Genomic DNA, 18,571 nt, shown 5'->3' with positions numbered 1-18,571 from the left:
AAGGCTCGCGATCCACACCGCCCGCGAATCGCGAGACTACCATTGCCAGGCGGATGTGAATGGCCTATGAGAATATTTGAGTTTGTTGAGATTTCGTTGAAATTTGGTCTTATGGAGGGTGTCGTATACACTCGTCGAGACCGAGGCGGGAGGCGACGTTCAAGGCGCTGCGTCGGCTTCGTTCCGGGATGAACATGTTCGTTTTCGAGCCCGATGAATTGATTGTAACGGGCTATGGCGAAATGTAATTTTCTGTACGATCGTCAATGGTCTTTTCACGAGACGATTCGGAAGACGATGAGTATTCGAACAACGTTTTAGTGCTATCCAAATGAGGATCGTGCATGAGCGATAAAAACGTATGGACGGCGGTGTGGCCGAAAGGTTCGGATGTAGCCGCTGACGTGGCGAGCGTGTCTCGGCGGCACTTCGTAAAGGGGATCGGTGCAACGCTGGTGGCTGGCTACGGGCTGGGCGGTAACGTTGCTGCCGGAGTCGCGGCCTCGCTTGCCGCGACGCCTGGCCAGGTGCCGGCCGGCACGGCAAAGTTCACGCATCCGGGCCTTCTGCATACCGAGGCTGATTTCCTGCGCATGCGGTCGAAGGTGGGCGCGCACGCGTCGCCGTGGATCGACGGTTGGGAAGTGCTCGTCGCCAACGGCCACACGAAGCTGACGAACGAGCCGAATCCGCAGCCCGTCATTCGGCGCGGTGGCGGCAATGAGAACTACTGGATCCTCTACAACGATATCGCGGCTGCCTATGGCGACGCGCTGCGCTGGAAGGTGTCGGACGATCCACGTTACGCCATTAAGGCCGTGGAATATCTGGATCGGTGGGCATCCACGCTGACGGCGCTCGAAGGCAATTCGAACGTGGCGCTGGCGGCCGGCATCTACGGTTACCAGTTCGCCAACGTGGGCGAGATCATGCGCAGCTACAGCGGCTGGAGCGCGGCGGGCCTGGCCGCGTTTCAGAAGATGATGCGTAACGTTTTCTATCCGATCAATTACAGCTTCCTGCACCGCCCCGTCGACGTTAAACGAACGCATTACTGGGCCAATTGGGAGTTGTGCAACCTTGCCTCGATGCTCGCCATCGGCGTGCTGTGCGATGACGCCGATATCGTCAACGATGCCGTCGAGTACTTCAAGAACGGCGCGGGCAACGGCAGTATCGGAAAGGCCGTGTACTTCGTCCATCCCGGCAACCTCGGGCAGTGGCAAGAAGCAGGGCGCGACCAGGGACACACGATGCTCGGGATTGCGCTCGCGGGCGCCATCTGCGAGATGGCGTGGAACCAGGGTATCGATCTGTACGGCTACGACAACAACCGCTTCCTGGCCGGCGCGGAATACGTGGCGAAGTCGAATCTGAAGCAACCCGACGGCGCGTTCTACACGGTCCCGTTTGCAACGTATCAAAACTGCGACGTCACCCAAACGGTGTTTTCCACCGGTTCACAAGGCGGGGGCCGCCCGTGCTGGGCACTAGTCGCCAACCATTACATCAATCGCAGGGGCTTGGCGGCACCCTACAGCCGGCGCTTCGCTGAGCAAATGACGCCGGAGGGCGGTGGCGGCAACTACGGCCCGAACAGCGGCGGCTTCGACCAACTGGGTTACGGCACGCTCACCTGCACGCGAGATCCCGGCACGCCCGCCCCCACGCCCACCGGGCTCACGGCCTATGCGAGCGCGGGCAAAGCCGTGTTGTCGTGGTGGGGTTGCAGCGATGCGGTCAGCTACAACGTCAAACGCGCAAGCAATGCGGGCGGGCCGTACACCACGATCAAGCGCGGCATCACCGATCTGCTGACCTATACCGATACGCCGCCCGCCGCCGGACCATACTTCTATGCGGTTACCGCTCAAAGGTCTTCCGGCGAATCGGCGCTCTCCAATCAAGCGAAGGTCATCACGGCGGTGCAGTTGCTCGCGCACCTGAGCTTCGACGAGGGCAGCGGGCCGGCAGCCGCCGACAGTTCGGGCAACGGGCATACCGCCACGCTCAACGGTGCGACATGGGCAACGGGCCGACACGGTCACGCGGTGTCGCTCAATGGGACGGGGGCGTACGTGGCATTGCCCGACGATCTGCTCTCCGACGTGTCGGACTTTACGATCGCGGCCTGGGTGTTCTGGGACGGCTCGCAAAATTGGGCGCGCATCTTCGATTTCGGGGCAGGCATCGGGCGCTACATGATGCTCACGCCGAGCGCCGATCGCCGCTCCAACAACGGCGCCGTGCGCTTCTCCCTGACCGTCAACGGGTTCGGCGATCAGATGATCGACGCCGCGGCCGAACTGCCGAGCAAGCGCTGGGTGCATGTGGCCGTCACGCTATCCGGCTCGACCGGCACGTTGTATGTGGACGGCGCGCCCGCCGGTAGCAATGCGCGCATGTTCCTCGCGCCGTTCCGCTTGGGTAGCACCACACAGAACTGGTTGGGGAAATCGCAATACGCCGCGGACGCTGGCTTCAACGGCCTGATCGACGATTTTCGCGTCTACCGGGGCGCGCTTAGCGCGGCCCAAGTCGTATCGCTGATGGACAGTTGAACGCGCAAGGGCCGACGGTCTTCACATCAGTACACGCGGCAGAACCCGGCCATCGCGCGATCGAGCGCGATGACCGGGAGGTTGGCCGGGTCGAATTGATGTTCGAACGAATAACGTCCGACTGCGCGTGCCACTTCCTTCGCGCACTCTTTGCTCTCGAGCACGGGCGCGGCCTCGGCAAGCTCCGCGATCATCTTCGTCTGCAGGCGATCGAGTTCGGGCCGAATCGTACCCTTTAGATCGACCGGGGCATGCGGCGGCGCGTAGCCGGCGCGACGCCAGGTGGCGAGCGCCGTGTACTGCACGAGCTTGTTGGCCTCGATCTGCGCTCTAAAGAAACGCGTCACGTCGGCGGCGGCCAAATTCGCCCGCTGCCCTTGCTCGACGGCGCTCGATATCACCGCTTCTTCGCGAGCAACATCTTCGACGCTCGCACCGCTATCCCACTTCGACAGTGCGACTTCATCTCCGATGCCGAGCCGCTGGGCGGAGCTTTCGACGAGCGGGCGCAGCACGGGTTTGGCATCGCCGGCATGCGCGGCCTGGGCGGCCAACGCAAGCAAGGCGGTACATAAAGCGGCTTTGGAAAGATTGAGGGTCATATCTATTGAAAAATGGTTATCCGAGGATTCGTCGCAGACACCGATAGAACAGTGCGTTAATTTATACAATGTGCCACATAAAAATGGGCCGGGAATTTCTTTGTTTTTATGTCAGGATTTCCTTACGTCGTATTGAGTCTTTCCCTATCCATCAAGCAATTCTCACCTCCGCCATGGGCGCTTGAGCGCAATAGGGTCGTGCGATTGCATCGTGCTAAGGGAATCCTTACCCATGAGTTGCAACGCCCTTATCGACAACCCGAGTGCAAACGTTTGAAAAGAAATTACTTTTAAATCCGTGGCTAGTGCTGCCGATATCACGAATGCCGTCGCGGGTGGGACGGATGCAATCCGCAACCGCATCGGCGGTCGATCACGCAGAATTGAGAAAAGTGGAGTCTTGAATGGATGTCAAAGGGATGACGGTTCGCACGAAGTTGGCGTGGGCTTTCGGGGTGTTGAGCGCGTTGGTGTTGGCGGTATCGATGTTTGCGCTCCATGCGCTTAGCGATGCCAACGCTCGGTTTTCTTCATTCGTGAACGGTATCAACGCACAGGCGCAATTGGCCGAACAGGTGCGCACCGCGGTGGATCGTCGTGCGATCGGCGCTCGCAATCTGGTCGAGGTCACCAAACAGTCGGACATCGATCTAGAGAAGGCGGCCATTGGCCGCGCACACGCGGATGTGCAAGCGCGCTTGTCCGAATTGCATCAGTTGGTGAATGCCGGCGACGCGAACGATCAGTCGCGCACCTTGGTGGCGCGGATCGACCAAGTTGAGGAGCAGTATGGGCCGGTGGCGCTGGCGATCGAGAACGCCGCGTTGAGCGGCGATCACGCCAAGGCTGTCACGATGTTGGTGGAGAATTGCAGGCCGCTATTGGCAAAGCTGATCGAAGCCACCGATGCGTTCGCCGCGCATGCGCATGAGCGTGCGCAAGCGATGCAGGCCGAAGCGGCGGAGCACTACGCGGCGCAGCGGCTGCTGGCGATCGTCGTTTCGGTTGCGACGGTTGCGGCGGCGTTGCTGGCCGCCATGCTGATCACGCGTAGCTTGACGCATGCGCTTGGGGCGGAGCCCGCGCAACTGAGCGAAGTCACGCGACGTGTGGCAAGCGGCGACCTGAGCCCGGTAGCCGGAGCCGACCGCGCCCCCAACGGCAGCGTGCTGGCCTCGATGGGGGAGATGCAGGCCAGTCTGGTGCGATTGATCCAACAGGTACGCTCCGCAGCCGAAGGTATTGCGACGGGATCGAGCGAAATCGCCTCGGGCAATCAGGATCTGTCTTCGCGCACGGAGCAGCAAGCGTCCTCGTTGCAGGAGACGGCCTCGAGCATGGAGGAGTTGACATCGACAGTCAAACACAACGCGGAGAACGCACAGCAAGCGAGCGTGTTGGCCGGCAACGCGTCGGACGTGGCGCAGCGCGGCAGCGTCGTCGTCGAGCAGGTCGTGGAGACGATGGGCGACATCAGTTCGCGATCGTCGAAAATCGCGGATATCACCGGCATCATCGAAGGCATCGCATTCCAGACGAATATTCTGGCGCTCAACGCAGCCGTCGAGGCAGCGAGGGCCGGCGAACAGGGTAGGGGTTTCGCGGTGGTGGCCAGCGAGGTGCGCTCGCTCGCGCAGCGTTCGTCGAGCGCGGCCAAGGAGATCAAAGAGTTGATCGCCGCCTCGGTGCAGAAGATCCAGGATGGTTCGGCACTCGCTAACGACGCGGGAGCGACGATGTCGGAGGTCACGCAGGCGGTCGCGCGTGTGACCGACATCATGGGCGAGATTGCCGCAGCTTCGGCCGAACAGAGCCGCGGCATCGAACAAGTCAATCTGGCCATCACGCAAATGGACGCGGTCACGCAGCAAAACGCGGCGCTCGTCGAGCAAGCGGCGGCGGCGTCCAAATCGCTCGAAGTTCAGGGGCAGCAGTTGAGCAGCTCGGTGGCGTCCTTTCGCGTATAGGGACTAGGCCGCATTTCACTTCCCCGCTGTCGCGGGCCTGCGAAGCAGCAGGTCCGCTGTCTCCTCGAGCATCTCGTCGATGCTCCCTCGAAGGCGCCCATCTTGGGCGCCTTTCGCTTTGGGCCTGCTTCTTTCGCCGCCAACGCGTGGTCTCGAGGCTTCGGTATGAGAAAAACGAAGATTCTAATCAATCGTAGCCACCACGCACGGTTTCGCCGCCATTGCCGGCGTTCGCCATGGTGAGCTCGCTACGACGATCCGCATGGAGTTCTTGATGCCGAAAGTAAGCTCGTCGAGCGGGTACGCCGAGTACGGCGACGTCGACCACCACGAGGATGCCGCCCACGAGCGCGGCGACGAAAACGCTGGGGCGGAGCCGGCGTTTTCGCGCGATCAAGGGGCACATTTGCAAGCGCTGGGCCCACGGCGTGAGCGTTCATCGGAAGCGAGCGGATCGGGGTCCACGTCCTTCGAGCCTGCGACGATGCGAAGGCGTCGCGCCGTCGGCGAGCGTCGTCATCGGCAGGCGCAGGCCTCGACCTCGGAATCGCACGAAGCGCCCGAGGCAGGCGACGCAAACGCGGCCGACCCCGGCGGCGTCGGGCAACTGGCGCGCCGGGCGGCCCGCGCAACGGTAAACGGGCTCGCTCGCGCGACGAAAATCTACGTCGGCTTGGCGGCGGTTTCCACCGCCTATCGAGCGGCTCGCAATCCGCGCGACATCATCGAGCGCCCCCTCGGTGTACTCGGCGGAGGCATCTCCTTCGCCGAACGTGTCGACGAGCACACCGTCGCACAAGGCCGAGCAGACGTCATCGAACAGCACGGCAACTTCATTCCGCCCGATAGCGCCTGCTACGGCGTCACGCCGCGGATAGTCGACGATATGTCGATGGCGACGGCGGGAAACGTGGAGCGCCGCAACTACCGATCGGGCGATTGGCGTCCGACGGATATGCGATTGAATCGCTTCGCGGCGAATGCAGGCGGCCGCCACGCCGTGCATCACGAATACCTGCATTGCTTTACGCATCAGGCGTTTGTCTCCGCTTTCGCAAGAAGTCCTCATGCGGAATCGATCGAGGAGGCGCTGACCGAGCATTTCGCGGATCGCCTTCCAGGCCACGCCGTGGGCAAGCTGGGCCCGCATGATTTCAGCCGGCTGTCCAACGGGAAGCGGTGGGCCACCGCCGCGGCTGAACTCGAGCGAGCCGTCGGCAGCGACACGCTGCAAAGAGCCTACTTCAGCGGCGACGCCGACGCGATCCGAGCCGTGACGTCCGCGGCGGTGAACATTTGGCCACAAGACGTGACGAACACGGCCTGGCGCTCGATCAAGCCAAGCAATCGTGCACAACAGCAGCGGCTGGCCGAGTGTTTCGTGGGCGCGGCGCTGCTCGCGACCGGCAGCGTGCCGCCCGAGCCGACGCCCGGTTCCGGGAACGACGGCAATTGGGCAATGGACTATCTGCCCGTCGCGACATTCAGCCGCATTTCGCCGACGCAGGCCGAAGCGATACGTATGCAAGCCGGTGAACTGCGGGCTCAGCTTGGTACGGTATTCGATCAGGCGTTCTACGGCTTCGACCGCGAGACGCAAGGGGAGGCGATGGCGCAGATCCGTGATGCGATTCATGCCGCATGGAAGCCGGTGCTCTGAGGGTGACGCGGCGCCGTCTCCAAGATTCTGGAGTTTTAACCCGTTTCAATTGAAATCGATGAATACAAACGAGGACCGCAGAGATCGTTGGGCCGAAAACCCCGCGCAGTCAAAGAAATTCGAAACGGAGCGGTTCGTCGTCGTTCCGCTCACGGGCGCCCAGGCGAAGCGGCTTCTGTGCGTGTTGCTGCAGGATGAACTGCTGGCTTCACGGGTCGACTGGCTGCCCGAACAATCGCTCGATGCGGTGGAAAAGGAAGCATTTCGAATCGAGCTCCTTTGCAATGCCGGTCAAGTCAATGTCTGGAGCATCGTCGAGCGCGCCAGGAAATTGCAGATCGGTGCCGTGATGACGAGGTTTTCGCTCGATGGGCTCGACCTCGACATTCTCGTTGCCTCGCAGTTTTGGGATCAGGACGTATCGTCGGAGGTGGCCGAGCCGGTCGCGCAATGGTTGGAGAAGGTTGCATCCAATTTCGATTTGGCGCGATACGGTGTGTAAAACCGGGTATGAGCAAGCGACAGTTGGCAAAAGCATGAGGCGGAGCAGGGCGAGGCATCGCCTGAGTCGTCTCGCACTGGGACTTACTTTGGGGCCGACTCCGCGCATTCATACGGCGAGAGGCGTGTTTGCGCCTCTCTTCGATCGTCATCAATGGCCACTATATAGCTCGTAATCGATTTCTCCGTTGTCCTCGATTTTTGCGGAAATAAAGTGCGATTTGAATCCGTCGGAAAGCGGGCCGGCTTGGAGGGGGACTCCCATCTCCTGGAGCATTCCTTCCAAGGCGTGGCGCACTTGCTGTCCTGCTCGAGTCGTGCCGTCGCCACCGGCGATGGCCGCCTTGACTTCAAAACCGGCCGCGATTAACACGTTCACTTTCCGTGCAATGGACACACCGGGTGACGGTACGCCCGGTAAAACGTGGTACATCGATACGGCGGAGGCGGCGACATTGCCGTCGCTATTGCGGCGTACGCCGCCGACGACTACGCCAGTGCATACCGTAAGCGCGGATGTCCGCAATGATTCGCCCGGCTCGGTAATGGTTTGTCGCTCGACTTTCGTAGCGGCAGCGGAGAAATCGACCACGTTACGGTACGAATCGGCGTCGACAACCACATGACGGGATGAACTGGCCTGTTGGCCTCGCCGCGGCAGACCGGAAAGGACACCTTCCTCCGCATTGCGCGCCGACGGCGAGGGCTGTGGCCGTCGTGCCGGGGCGGCATCAGCGGAAGGGGTAAATGACTGTCCACGAGAGATTGGTGCGGGTTTTCCAAAACAAATACCCATATCGGTCTCCTTTAAGATCACGCATTTTCTCTGTATGCCGCCCCGTGTGATCGAATGAAAACGAAAGATATTCCGCTCTAGCGAATTCGCGGGGCAGATGCGAAGACTCACGCCGTTTCGCCGAAGGCCCGATTATTTCGCTCCGGCGGGCGACGATCCATATCATCCATCACACAGCATGGCGGGGCAGTGGTCGTCGTCCGGGTATGCGACCGATACAGCGGCCTTACCGGAGCACCAGGTGCATGCGACGCCGGCCGCGCTGTCCGATGGCGAATGCCAACTAGGAGGCTACCTGTTGGACCGCCGCATTCTGGGCCGCCCTGTGGAGGGTCGCGCGTTCGAACAGCTCAGAAGCGCGAACCAGACCGTCAGGGAAACACGCCGGACATTGAGGCATGGTCGCGGCAATGTGACGGTCGATATCGAGCACAGCAACGGCGAAAGTTCGCTGCGAACGGAGGCGGGCCGTCTCTCGAGGCGTGCGATCCCGCAAAAATTGCCATCCGGCGAGCCATTGGATCCTGCCGTGCGCGCCGTCGCTGCCGCGACGACAGCGCAGGCCGGCAAGTGCGGCGAGCACGCTCACGTGGGCGCCTTCCTGCATGCCGCCAAGCTCGGGGAAGGCGAGCACCTCTATGTCGCGGGCAAAGCGGATCACAGTTGGGCGGAGTTGCGCGCGCAGACATCCGACCGTGCTCAAGACATCGTCATGGATCCTTGGGCCAAAGGTCCGGCGATCTTTGCGGAAGACGGTGCGTTTTCCAGAGAGGCGCACAAAGTGGATGTCGATCATCACTACGACCGAGCGACCGAGCGACCGGTGCCAACGCCCACGCACAGTTGCATGAGTTACGGCAACAGCGTCAGTGGCGGATGGACGCCGAGCTTGGCCGGAAGATGAAACAACTCGGACCCGATTTCCGGTACGAGGAGGATACGGTCCGGGCGCCGACGCCCGTCCTCTCCGATGAGTTCGCATGGAACGTCGCGCACGCCATGAACGCAGGAGTCGACCCGGCCGTCCTGGCGTTCCACGCTACGGACATGGCCGTGACGCTGGGAGCGAGCGGTCCCAGCGAAATCGCGCGGGCGGCCACGCGGATCGCCGAGGTTGCAGCGGACCCGCTGGGCTATCCAATGAGACCACATCCGGCGCTGGCCGAGGACGACGATTTTTAGCACTACGAAGGATTATTCGATGCACCGGTCCATTCGCTCATGGCCGCGTTCAATCGCACTCGGCACAGTTTGCACCCGAGGATTTCTAGATTTTTTCGACATTTGTTTCCTGGCGGTTGGGACACCGTTAACCATTCTTTGGCGTTGAAATCGAAGTAGTTCGAAAAGGCCGAATACGTTTCGCTGCAACCCCGATCTTTTCGCCGTGATGGTGAGAAGTCATTCGGTCTTCGCGGGAAAGTAACGTCGCGATTTATCCTGAGGGGCGGAAATGGGCGGTTGTGTTGGAAAGATGAGTGCAAGCCACGAGGCACCGGTCGAGTGGCACACCGAATGGCACGCCGACGAGCCGACGACGAGCGCGCCTCGCGCGCCGCGAGCATCGGGGATGCTGGCAGGTCTTGCGCCGCGCAGTACGCTGCCCGATGGCGAACTGCAACTGGGCGGGTACCTTCTGGACCGCCAGATCACCGGACGGCCGGTGGAGGGCGACGATTTCGAGAACCTCGTGCGTGCGAACGAGACGGTCATGCAGACGCGTGAGGCGCTGGCGTATGGCCGCGGGAACATGACCGACGACGTCGACTACAGCAATGGGGTGAGTTCGATTCGAACGGCGGCCGGCCGCCGGGCCAGGAAGAACCTTCCGCACACATTCGACCACCCGGTTCGCGTCGCTGCGAGCTCGTTGGCCGCGCAGGCCGGCAACTGCGGAGAGCATGCTCATGTAGCGGCCTTTTTGCATGCCGCCAAGCTGAGGGAGGGCCAGCAGGTCTGCGTCGTGACCGATGAGACGGACGACCACAGTTGGGCCGAGTTGCGCGGCGACCACGCTGACCGATCCCATCACGTCATCATGGACCCGTGGGGCAAAGGCCCTGCCATCTTCGCCGACGACGGCGCATCTTCGAGTAACGGGCATGAGTTAACGGTCGAGCACCATTACGATCGGACAACCGGCGCCAAGGCACATGCTCAGATGAGGAAGCTGCACCGCCGACATGGTCGTCAACTGAAAAGTGATGTGCGCGAAGCGATGAACGCACTTGGGCCCAATTTCCGGTACCCGGAGTCTTCGCTCTGGCCGGCGACACCGGTCGTCTCGGGTGCGTTCGCACAGTGCGCAGTGGACAGAATGATCGAAGAGCCCAACCCGGCCTATCTGGCGCCTCCCCCGGAAGACGGGGGGCACGGGTGGGCAACGCCGATACCGACGAATGAACGCTGGATGGCGCCATTGCGCCAAGAAATTCACGCGACCGAAACGGCGCGTACGTTGGGCGCCCGCGATCTTCGCGATATCACCCGTGCAGCCACGCGTATCGCCGATGTCGCGGTGGATCCGCGCGACTATAACCTGCCGTCGCACCCGGCACAGTATGCGCCCGAGGATTTTTAGCGTGACAAGAGAAGGGACGGCCGAACAGCCGCTCCGCGTTAGAACCGGTAATCGAGTTGAAGGTGAACCATCGAACCCACGCGCAGTTGCGTCGATGCGTCGCCCGAAATAGACCACGACGGGCGGACCTGTGCGCGCACGCCGGCGCCGATCGAAACGATGTGATGCGCCAGCGGTGCGCCCGGCGAGGCGAAGGCCGTGCCGTCTTGGGTAAAGACGGTCACCGAGCGGTTTCGATTTGCCAACTCGTACGCGTAGTCCACGTCGACATGAACGCTCACGGGTTCGGCCATCGTGCCGAAGGCATGCATCAGCGAGAGGCCGAGGTAGGGCTGCGCACTGTGTACGGTGTCGGCGCCGACTGCGAGATTTTGTCCGTTGCCGCCTGATTCAGCGAAACCCTGTCCATGCAGCCATGCCCAATGCAGTCCGGCATGCGGCTCCAACACGGTATGGCTGCCGATCTCGAACGGTATGCCGGCTTGCGCCGAGCCGCTCAGCGACTGAAGGTGGTTGCTGCCTTCCGGCGTGCCGTTCGGGCCGGGGGCGAGCGGCCGCTTCTCGCTCGCCCAACTGAAGCCATAACCGAAGACGCCCGATGCCTCGACCGGGCCGAACATGCGACGTCCGTAGATCGCGAAGTGCAGCGTGTCGAGTTTGCCGGTGCTGGGCGTAGCGCTTTCGCTGATCTCGTCGTGTTCGTAGCCGATCGCGCCGCCCACGGTTCCATTGCCGATCTCGTGATCGAACCCTGCGGCAAAACCCGAGCGATGGGCGCCGAACGCAGAAGCCGCGCCGTCGCCGTCGGCGCGTGCGTAGCCGTCCATGAGCGTGGCCCATGCGCTGTTGCGTTTGCCTGCGCGATCGATGGTGGGGGAAGTCGCAAGGTGACCCATCAGCGCCGCGTCGAACGCGCGCTCGCCCAACGCCGCCGTCGAAGCGAGCGCCGTATAGATACTCGTGTCGAGCGGGGCGATCGTGACCGGTGGGGCGAACGGCGCGAGCACGAGATCGACCTCGCTGGCGCTGTAGTCCAGCGAGGGCGTGAGACCTGACAGATCGACGCCGGGTTGGGTCACATTCGATAGTCTGTCGAAGCGGCCTCCGACGTTGTTCGCAGTCAGGATCGCATAGCGGCGTGCCGAGTAAGTACCTGGATCGTAGACCATCTGCAGGCCGCCGCCGAGCGCGGCCGTGCCCTGAACTTTGAGCTGCGAAGCGGAGGTCGGGCTCAGCTCGATCACGAGCGTGCCGTTCGTATTTTGCGTGTAGTTGCCACCGATGGTCAGCGTGCCGATGGTACCGCCCGGCATCAAGACGCCCCCGTTGGCGACGTTATCGCCGACCAAGCCGTGGCCGCGCAAAGCGCCTGCTGAAGTGACCACAACGTTGCCGCCCAACGATGCGCCCGCATTTCCGATGTCGCCGATCATCAGCGTGCCGGAGGTTACGGTCGTCGTGCCGGCGAACGCATGGTTGTCGCCCGTCACGATGGTCGTGCCGGCGCCTTGCTGCGAGACAGCGCCGTTGCCCGTGAGGCTGCCGTCGAATGTCGTCGTGCTGGTTGGAGCGAAAATGACGGTGCCGTTGTTCATAATCGCGCCGCCCTGGCGTACGGCGGTAGGCTGTACCATACCGCCGCTCGATACGGCTTGAACGCCGCCACTCGATATCACGGAACCGAGCGCCACGCCGCCCGATGCGACGCTTTGCACGCCGCCGGTGGAGACGACAGTACCCGAGATGATGCCGCCGCTATTCACGGTTTGCACGCCGCCCGAATTGACGGTTGCGCCCATTACGAGGCCGCCGCTCGTGACGAACTGGGTCCCGCCACCGTTGACTGTGGTCGCGCTTGCGACGCCGCCCGAAAAAACGTTTTGCAAGCCGCCGCTATTGATCGTCGTGCCGGTGACCGTGCCGCCGGCGTAGACAGACTGAATTCCGGCGCTCAGCAAGGTGGTGCCGGCAGCGTTGCCGCCCGACGAGACGTATTGCGCACCGCCACTCACCGCGGTGCCGAATACCGCGCCGCCGCTACTGACATATTGACTGGCGCCTGCCCCAAGCGTCGTCGCGCTGGCCACCCCGCCCGACGATACGAACTGCGTGCCGCCAACGACCGTCGTGCCGACGACCGCCCCCCCCGATACGTCCTGCTCTGCCGCGCTGCCGCTGACGACGGTGTTCGTCACCGTGCCTGCGTTGACCGATTGCAGACTGTCGTTGATCCGGCTCTGATCGACAGATCCGCCGATAACGTTCTGGTAGCTTCCGCTGTTGACTGCGGTGCCAATCACCGTTCCACCGTCGATTTCTTGGTAGCCGTTGGTGACCGTCGTACTCGTGACCGTGCCGCCCGAGACGTATTGCGCGCCGAAATCGTTGACGGTGACCCCGCTCGCCGTTCCGCTATCGACCTCCTGGAAGCCGGCGTTGTTGACCGTGGTATGCGTCGCGGCCCCACCGAGAACGAACTGTCCGCCGCCGCTATTGACGGTGGTGGTGTCGGCCGCGCCGCCCGTGAAAATGCCCTGCTGCCCGAAGTTGTTGATGGTGGTACTGGAAGCCACGCCACCGGAATTGATCGTTTGGAAGCCGCCGTTGAGGGTCGTGGAAGTGGCGAGCCCACCTGAATTGACGGTCTGTGTGTTCCCGCCTCTGAGCGTGAGCCCAGCGCAGGACGAAGGGCAGGTGTACTGCGCGAGTGCCGATTGAACGAGCAGACCGCGGGCAGCGAGCGACGCGAGCATGAAGGTCAGCAGTCTCGACGACGTGCTGCGTTGCCGGTGGAATCGATGAGCGCCGGACTGCCCGTGAACGAATCTTGGTTTCATGCCCGCGCCTCCCTTATCGTTTTTCCTGGCCGCACGTAGTATGTGGATCCCCGCGGGCCCGCAAAGGGACGAACTCGTGCGAACCGGCTGCAGGGCATGATCCGGCGTCACATGGAAATAATATGACGATTGCAAGCCCTGAATAGGCCGTGTAACTACGGGTTGCATTGCGGCTGCAATGCTGCATCCGCCGGTGAGCCTTTTTCGTGCCTGAAGCACGTCGATATGCCGAATCCATCTGTTCGCAATGCGGCTGTCCGAATGGCGGATAATCGATCCTTATCGCGGCTCGGCCCGCTTTTCTAAAGCGTTTATCGATGCTCGGTCCTCAATCCCCTCACTGCCCTCCGCCGGCGGAGCCTGTTTCCGGCTGCCAAACTGCATCCGCCATGTCGCTGATCGAACCTGTCGCGCCAAGCGCCGGCATCGAGGCGCCGAAACCCGCTTTCCCCGCACCGGCTGAGGTTGCCACTCAGTCCGGACCGAACGGAATTCGTTTCGATTTCAACGACGGTTGCCGCGTTGCCGTGCCTGCCGGCGGCTGGCGTGTGAGGCTGCGCGATATCGATACCGATAACGTGTTGTTCGAAACCGAACTCGAAGCGGGTTGGGTCATGAGCACCAAGAAGTACTACGTGCGCTTTTGCATCGAGGTCGAGCCCTGCAGCGGCGCGCCCAGCGATCCGCCGTCGTTCGTCCATCGTTATGACGCAGCGGGGCAACAGGTCTTGATCCAATTCCCTGTCGGCACGATCGGCGACGTCGTGGGATGGCTGCCCTATGCCGTAAGGTTTCAACGCCGGCATGGCTGCCGGCTCACGTGTGCAATGTCGGACAAGCTGATCCCCTTGTTCGCCGCTGCCTATCCGGATATCGAATTCATCACGCACGAACAGGTGCTGCCCGAGCGTTTTTACGCGACCTACAATCTCGGGCTCTACTTCGACGATGCCGACTTTACGCGTCAGCCCTGCGATTTTCGGCTCGTCGGGTTGCACCGGACCGCGGCCTACATCCTCGGTGTCGATCCCGAGGAAGACGCGCCGCGCTTGGCTCTGGCGGACGAGAGCCGGCCGATCGAGGCGCCCTATGTTGCGATAGCGGTTCAAAGCTCGACGCAAGCGAAATACTGGAATCACCCCACGGGCTGGCGTGAAGTCGTGGCCTTTCTAAAGGATCACGGTTACCGCGTCGTATGCATCGATCAAAAGCCGACGCACGGGGTAGGCTACGTCTGGAATCACATTCCCTATGGCGCCGAAGACGAGACGGGCGATCGGCCGTTGCAAGAGCGCGCACGGTGGCTGCGTCATGCGAGCCTCTTCATCGGCCTATCGAGCGGCCTTACGTGGCTGGCTTGGGCATCGGGTACGCCCACGGTCTTGATTAGCGGCTTCACGCACGCGACGAATGAGTTCACGACGCCTTTTCGCGTCATCAACTATCACGCCTGCAATAGCTGCTGGAACGACGTACGGCAGCGTTTCGATCATCAGGATTTTTTCTGGTGCCCGCGTCACAAGGGAACGCCGCGGCAATTCGAATGTACGAGGCTCATCACGCCCGAGCAGGTGAAGTCCGCGGTGAAGCGGGTTCCCGGTTTTGCGAATCCGCCGCGCCAGCGGTAGGCTCGCTAGCGGCCTCGCGTTTTCGCTGCGTGTTCGAACGATCGCGCGCCCCGGGCTTTAGGCTGCCCACGCCTGCGCTTTGATATCGCGCATCTACATGCTGCCAACGCCGGCCTCGAGGACATTCAGATTTACATCCTATGAAACACATTAATACGACTCGTCTGAGCGATCATGGTATGTTTCTGCCAGGCCCGTTTTAGCCGCGCGGCCCTTTGCGCGGCATGCCTGAACTTTGCAGGTAACGCATGAAAAATGCTTCGCGCGAATCGCTGAACGACATACAGGCGCTGCGGCGGGAGAACGATGCCTTGCGTGAGGCGCTGCAGGCGCTCGAACGGCAGTTGGCTCAAGGCGATGAGCGCCCCGCCGCCAAAAACGAGGCGTTACTCGAAACCGAGCAACGCTTCGATCTCCTCTTCGAACACTCCGGCGACGTGCTCTTTTTGCTGGAGTCGACATCGAACGGGCGGTTGCGATTATTGCGGGTTAACCCCGCCTGTGCGCGATTGTTCGGCGCGCCGGCTGCCGAACTGGCCGGCGTGTTCGTCGACGATACGCAACTGAGCGATCTTGCCGACTTCATTTACGGCGCCGCCTGCCGCTGCATGACTCGGCGCGAGGCGTGCGAAGACGAACGCACGATTGAATCGGCCAACGGATGCCGCGATCTCCACGCGGTGCTGCTGCCGCTGTGCGATGCCTCGGGCCAGGTTCGGCGCATTCTCGGCATCGCGCGCGATGTGACGTGCGATAAGCGTACCGTCTCGCTCGAGGCGGTTCGAAACGAACTAGAAGGGCAGTTTCGCAGCCTGGCGGAAAGCAGCTCCGACATCATTTGCCGATACGATCGCGCGTGCCGTCTCGTGTATGCGAACTCGGGGCTGACGGCGCTGATGCGCAGGCCGCTGCAGGACCTTTTGGGCAAGACCCCGAACGAGCACCAACCCGACCGGCGGCTGGCGCCGTATCAAGCGTTGCTCGAGCAGGCGATCGAAACCGGAAGTCAATGCGACATCGAATTGAGGCTGCCCGATACGGGGAACGGCCCTCGCTACCATCACATCCGCATTTTCCCGGAGCGCACGTTATACGGCGAAACGGTCGGCGCGCTCGCACTCGGCCGTGACGTGACCGAACGCAAGCTAGCGGAAGACCGGCTGCACGCGAGCGAGCAGGCCTTTCGCGCCGTCGTCGAGCACTCGCCCGATTACATCGCGCGTTACGATCTGAGCTTCCGGCGCATCTACGCGAACCCGGCGTTGCGTTCGCTCACGAAGGAAGATGTCGTCGGAAAAACACCCGCGGAAACGGGGGCGTTCGTCGACCCCGTGCGTTACATGCGCAGCTTGCGCACAGTGGTGGAGACACGTCAGGCAGTGACGGAAGAGGTTCGCCTGCGCGATGCCGCCGGGCGAATTCGCTGGGGGCACATTCGGATCGTTCCGGAGTTTACGCCGAGCGGCGAGGTCGCGAGCGTGCTCGCGATTAGCCGCGATGTCGACGATCTGAAGCGCAGTGAGCAGTTGTTCCGCACGTTGACGGAAAATTTCCCCGATATGATCGGCCGCTTCGATGCGGACGGCCGTTATTTGTACGTGAATCCGGCTGTGACCAAAGCATTCGGGATCGCACAGGACGCGATCGTCGGAAAGGCGCTGGGCACGCTGGAGATCGACGGTTCGGCGGAACTGATCGCGAGTATTCGCATCGGCATCGAGAGAACTTTCGCGGAGGGCGTGTCGAACGAATCCGAGGCGCGCTGGTATTCCGAGTCCGGCGTACGGGTGTTCGAGCTTCGGCATATTCCCGAACACGATTCCGAGGGACGTGTCGTCAGCGTACTCGGTGTGGCGCGCGACATTACGTGGCTGCGAGCAATGGAAACCGCGCTTCGCGATAGCGAACGCGCATTTCGAACATTGGCCGAGAATGCACCGGACCCGATCATTCGGTACGATCGCGAGTGCCGTCGTATCTATGTCAATCCGGAATTCGAGCGCGTGTGCGGCCGCGATGCGGCGGTGCTGCTGGGCAAGAAAGCCGGAAACGTGCTCCATGCCCCCGCGGCGGTCTCGCGTCGATTTCGCGATAAGTTACGGGCCGTCATGCGAACGGGCGTGGCGGCCAAATTCGAACTGAACTGGGATACGCCCACCAAGCCGCAATGCTGGTCCGTGCAGCTCGTACCCGAGTATGACGCCCGCGGACAGGTGCAAAGCGGGCTGACGATTTGGCGGGACATCTCCGACCGCAAGGAAGTGGAGCAGCGCCTGCGCGAGTCGTACGACATCCTGCGCGAGCTGACTTCACGGCGTGAGACCGCGCGCGAGGAAGAGCGCAAGCGTATCGCGCGCGAACTGCACGACGAACTCGGGCAGCAGTTGACGGCCTTGCGCATGGGGGCATCGACGCTTCGTATCCGATTCGGACCGGATAATCCCGAGCTGACCGAGCAAGTGCAAAAGCTGTTGGAACTGGCGGACCAGACGATGCAGGTCGTTCGCGATGCGGTGTCCTCGCTGCGTCCGGGCGCGCTCGACGCGGGCATCGCGGCCGCCCTCGAATGGCTGACCGCGGAATTCTCGCGAGGCACTCAGATCGGCCATTCGCTATCGGTGCCCGATGAGACGCTGCCGCTCGCCGAGGAGCGCGCCATCGCGCTGTTCCGCATCGTTCAGGAATCGCTCACGAACGTCGCGCGCCACGCGCGGGCCCGTCATGTATCCGTGACGCTCGAGCGCGTCGGCAACGACTGTCTTCTTCAGGTACGCGACGACGGCTGCGGATTCGATCCGGTGGCGACACGCAAGCGATCGTTCGGTCTAGCCGGTATGAAGGAGCGGATGCTGATGCTCGGCGGTAACATCGATATCGTGAGCGCGCCGGGTAAGGGAACGGCGATCAAGGTCGAATTGCCGATCGGCCAGGCGGACGATGCCGCCGTCGACCGGATTGCCGAGCGAGCTTAGGGAACGCTGTTAAGGCTCCCGCTCAATTGCACGCTCGGGTACCGCTGCTCACGTGTCGCTGTATTGCAATGCCTGTGTCGAGCAGTCGAACACCACCGAGTAGGTCTTCACTTCGCACCATTGTTCGAAGAGCGCTTTCGTTCGTGCTCGAGGCCATCGCCCCGTATCCTCGCTCCAGTCACGCAATACCCGCTCGAACAACCTCTCCCAGTGCTCATCGAGCCACAGTGCTCCCGGCGCTTCGAATTCGTCCGCTTGAGTCGGGATCAGAAACACATTGGGGTCCGCCCGCGCAACGTCGAGCGAGACGGAAGGGCGCGCGCCCATGCTCGGTTGGTTGACCCACTCGATCAGCGGCGCCTTCGGCAATACGACCACGACTACCCGGTTCAGAACGAATAGCGGTTCTTCTATTATCTTTTCCAATTCTGTATTCCATCGAGAACGGTCATGCAACGCCGGCGCG

General features: G+C 62.2%; 12 protein-coding genes and 1 pseudogene. 9 read left to right on the top strand and 4 right to left on the bottom strand.

Annotated elements, in window-relative coordinates; all coding sequences use genetic code 11:
* Positions 1-344 precede the first annotated feature (344 nt).
* Positions 345-2,561, top strand: coding sequence for a LamG-like jellyroll fold domain-containing protein (locus C0Z18_RS06035; protein WP_102644477.1), 2,217 nt, complete (start codon positions 345-347; stop codon positions 2,559-2,561).
* Positions 2,562-2,587: 26 nt separating this feature from the next.
* Here C0Z18_RS06035 and C0Z18_RS06030 read toward each other — a convergent pair whose 3' ends face one another.
* Positions 2,588-3,163 carry a chorismate mutase gene (locus C0Z18_RS06030; RefSeq protein ID WP_102644476.1) on the bottom strand — a complete coding sequence of 192 codons (576 nt, stop codon included), beginning with the start codon at positions 3,161-3,163 and terminating at the stop codon, positions 2,588-2,590.
* 404 nt (positions 3,164-3,567) lie between these two features.
* Here C0Z18_RS06030 and C0Z18_RS06025 point away from each other — a divergent pair.
* The 3 genes and pseudogenes from C0Z18_RS06025 to C0Z18_RS06015 form a co-directional block, all read left to right on the top strand.
* Positions 3,568-5,124, top strand: a pseudogene (locus tag C0Z18_RS06025) (methyl-accepting chemotaxis protein); the annotation flags it as partial.
* Between the two features lie 280 nt (positions 5,125-5,404).
* A complete protein-coding gene (locus tag C0Z18_RS06020) occupies positions 5,405-6,790 on the top strand; it encodes a hypothetical protein (protein ID WP_146013948.1) in 1,386 nt (461 codons plus the stop codon).
* Between the two features lie 58 nt (positions 6,791-6,848).
* A complete protein-coding gene (locus C0Z18_RS06015) occupies positions 6,849-7,292 on the top strand; it encodes a hypothetical protein (protein WP_102644473.1) in 444 nt (147 codons plus the stop codon).
* A 150-nt stretch (positions 7,293-7,442) separates the two neighbouring features.
* Here C0Z18_RS06015 and C0Z18_RS32625 read toward each other — a convergent pair whose 3' ends face one another.
* Positions 7,443-8,087 (bottom strand): hypothetical protein, encoded by a 645-nt coding sequence (locus C0Z18_RS32625; protein ID WP_146013947.1) that lies wholly within the window; start codon positions 8,085-8,087, stop codon positions 7,443-7,445.
* Positions 8,088-8,616: 529 nt separating this feature from the next.
* Here C0Z18_RS32625 and C0Z18_RS32900 point away from each other — a divergent pair.
* From C0Z18_RS32900 to C0Z18_RS05995, 3 genes are all read left to right on the top strand, one after another.
* Positions 8,617-8,991, top strand: coding sequence for a hypothetical protein (locus C0Z18_RS32900; RefSeq protein ID WP_158244204.1), 375 nt, complete (start codon positions 8,617-8,619; stop codon positions 8,989-8,991).
* Positions 8,988-9,269, top strand: coding sequence for a hypothetical protein (locus C0Z18_RS06000; RefSeq protein WP_146013945.1), 282 nt, complete (start codon positions 8,988-8,990; stop codon positions 9,267-9,269). Before C0Z18_RS32900 ends, C0Z18_RS06000 begins: the two co-directional genes overlap by 4 nt.
* Positions 9,270-9,561: 292 nt before the next feature.
* Entirely contained in the window at positions 9,562-10,668 is a 1,107-nt protein-coding gene (locus C0Z18_RS05995; protein WP_102644469.1) for an AVRPPHE avirulence protein, read from the top strand.
* A 38-nt stretch (positions 10,669-10,706) separates the two neighbouring features.
* Here the strand turns inward: C0Z18_RS05995 and C0Z18_RS05990 are convergent, their stop codons facing one another.
* Positions 10,707-13,505, bottom strand: a complete 2,799-nt coding sequence (locus tag C0Z18_RS05990) for an autotransporter domain-containing protein (RefSeq protein WP_158244203.1) — start codon at positions 13,503-13,505, stop codon at positions 10,707-10,709.
* Between the two features lie 389 nt (positions 13,506-13,894).
* On the opposite strand from C0Z18_RS05990, the gene C0Z18_RS05985 reads away from it, so the two are divergent.
* A complete protein-coding gene (locus tag C0Z18_RS05985) occupies positions 13,895-15,133 on the top strand; it encodes an autotransporter strand-loop-strand O-heptosyltransferase (protein ID WP_102644467.1) in 1,239 nt (412 codons plus the stop codon).
* A gap of 248 nt (positions 15,134-15,381) precedes the next feature.
* Positions 15,382-18,105, top strand: coding sequence for a sensor histidine kinase (locus C0Z18_RS05980; RefSeq protein WP_102644466.1), 2,724 nt, complete (start codon positions 15,382-15,384; stop codon positions 18,103-18,105).
* A gap of 48 nt (positions 18,106-18,153) precedes the next feature.
* On the opposite strand, the gene C0Z18_RS05975 is transcribed toward C0Z18_RS05980, so the two are convergent.
* Entirely contained in the window at positions 18,154-18,531 is a 378-nt protein-coding gene (locus C0Z18_RS05975; RefSeq protein WP_146013944.1) for a hypothetical protein, read from the bottom strand.
* Positions 18,532-18,571: the final 40 nt, after the last annotated feature.

The organism is Trinickia dabaoshanensis (assembly GCF_002879885.1).
Taxonomy (GTDB): domain Bacteria; phylum Pseudomonadota; class Gammaproteobacteria; order Burkholderiales; family Burkholderiaceae; genus Trinickia; species Trinickia dabaoshanensis.
The sequence above is the reverse complement of the archived record's forward strand: the minus strand, read 5'-3'. Positions and strand labels throughout refer to the sequence as shown.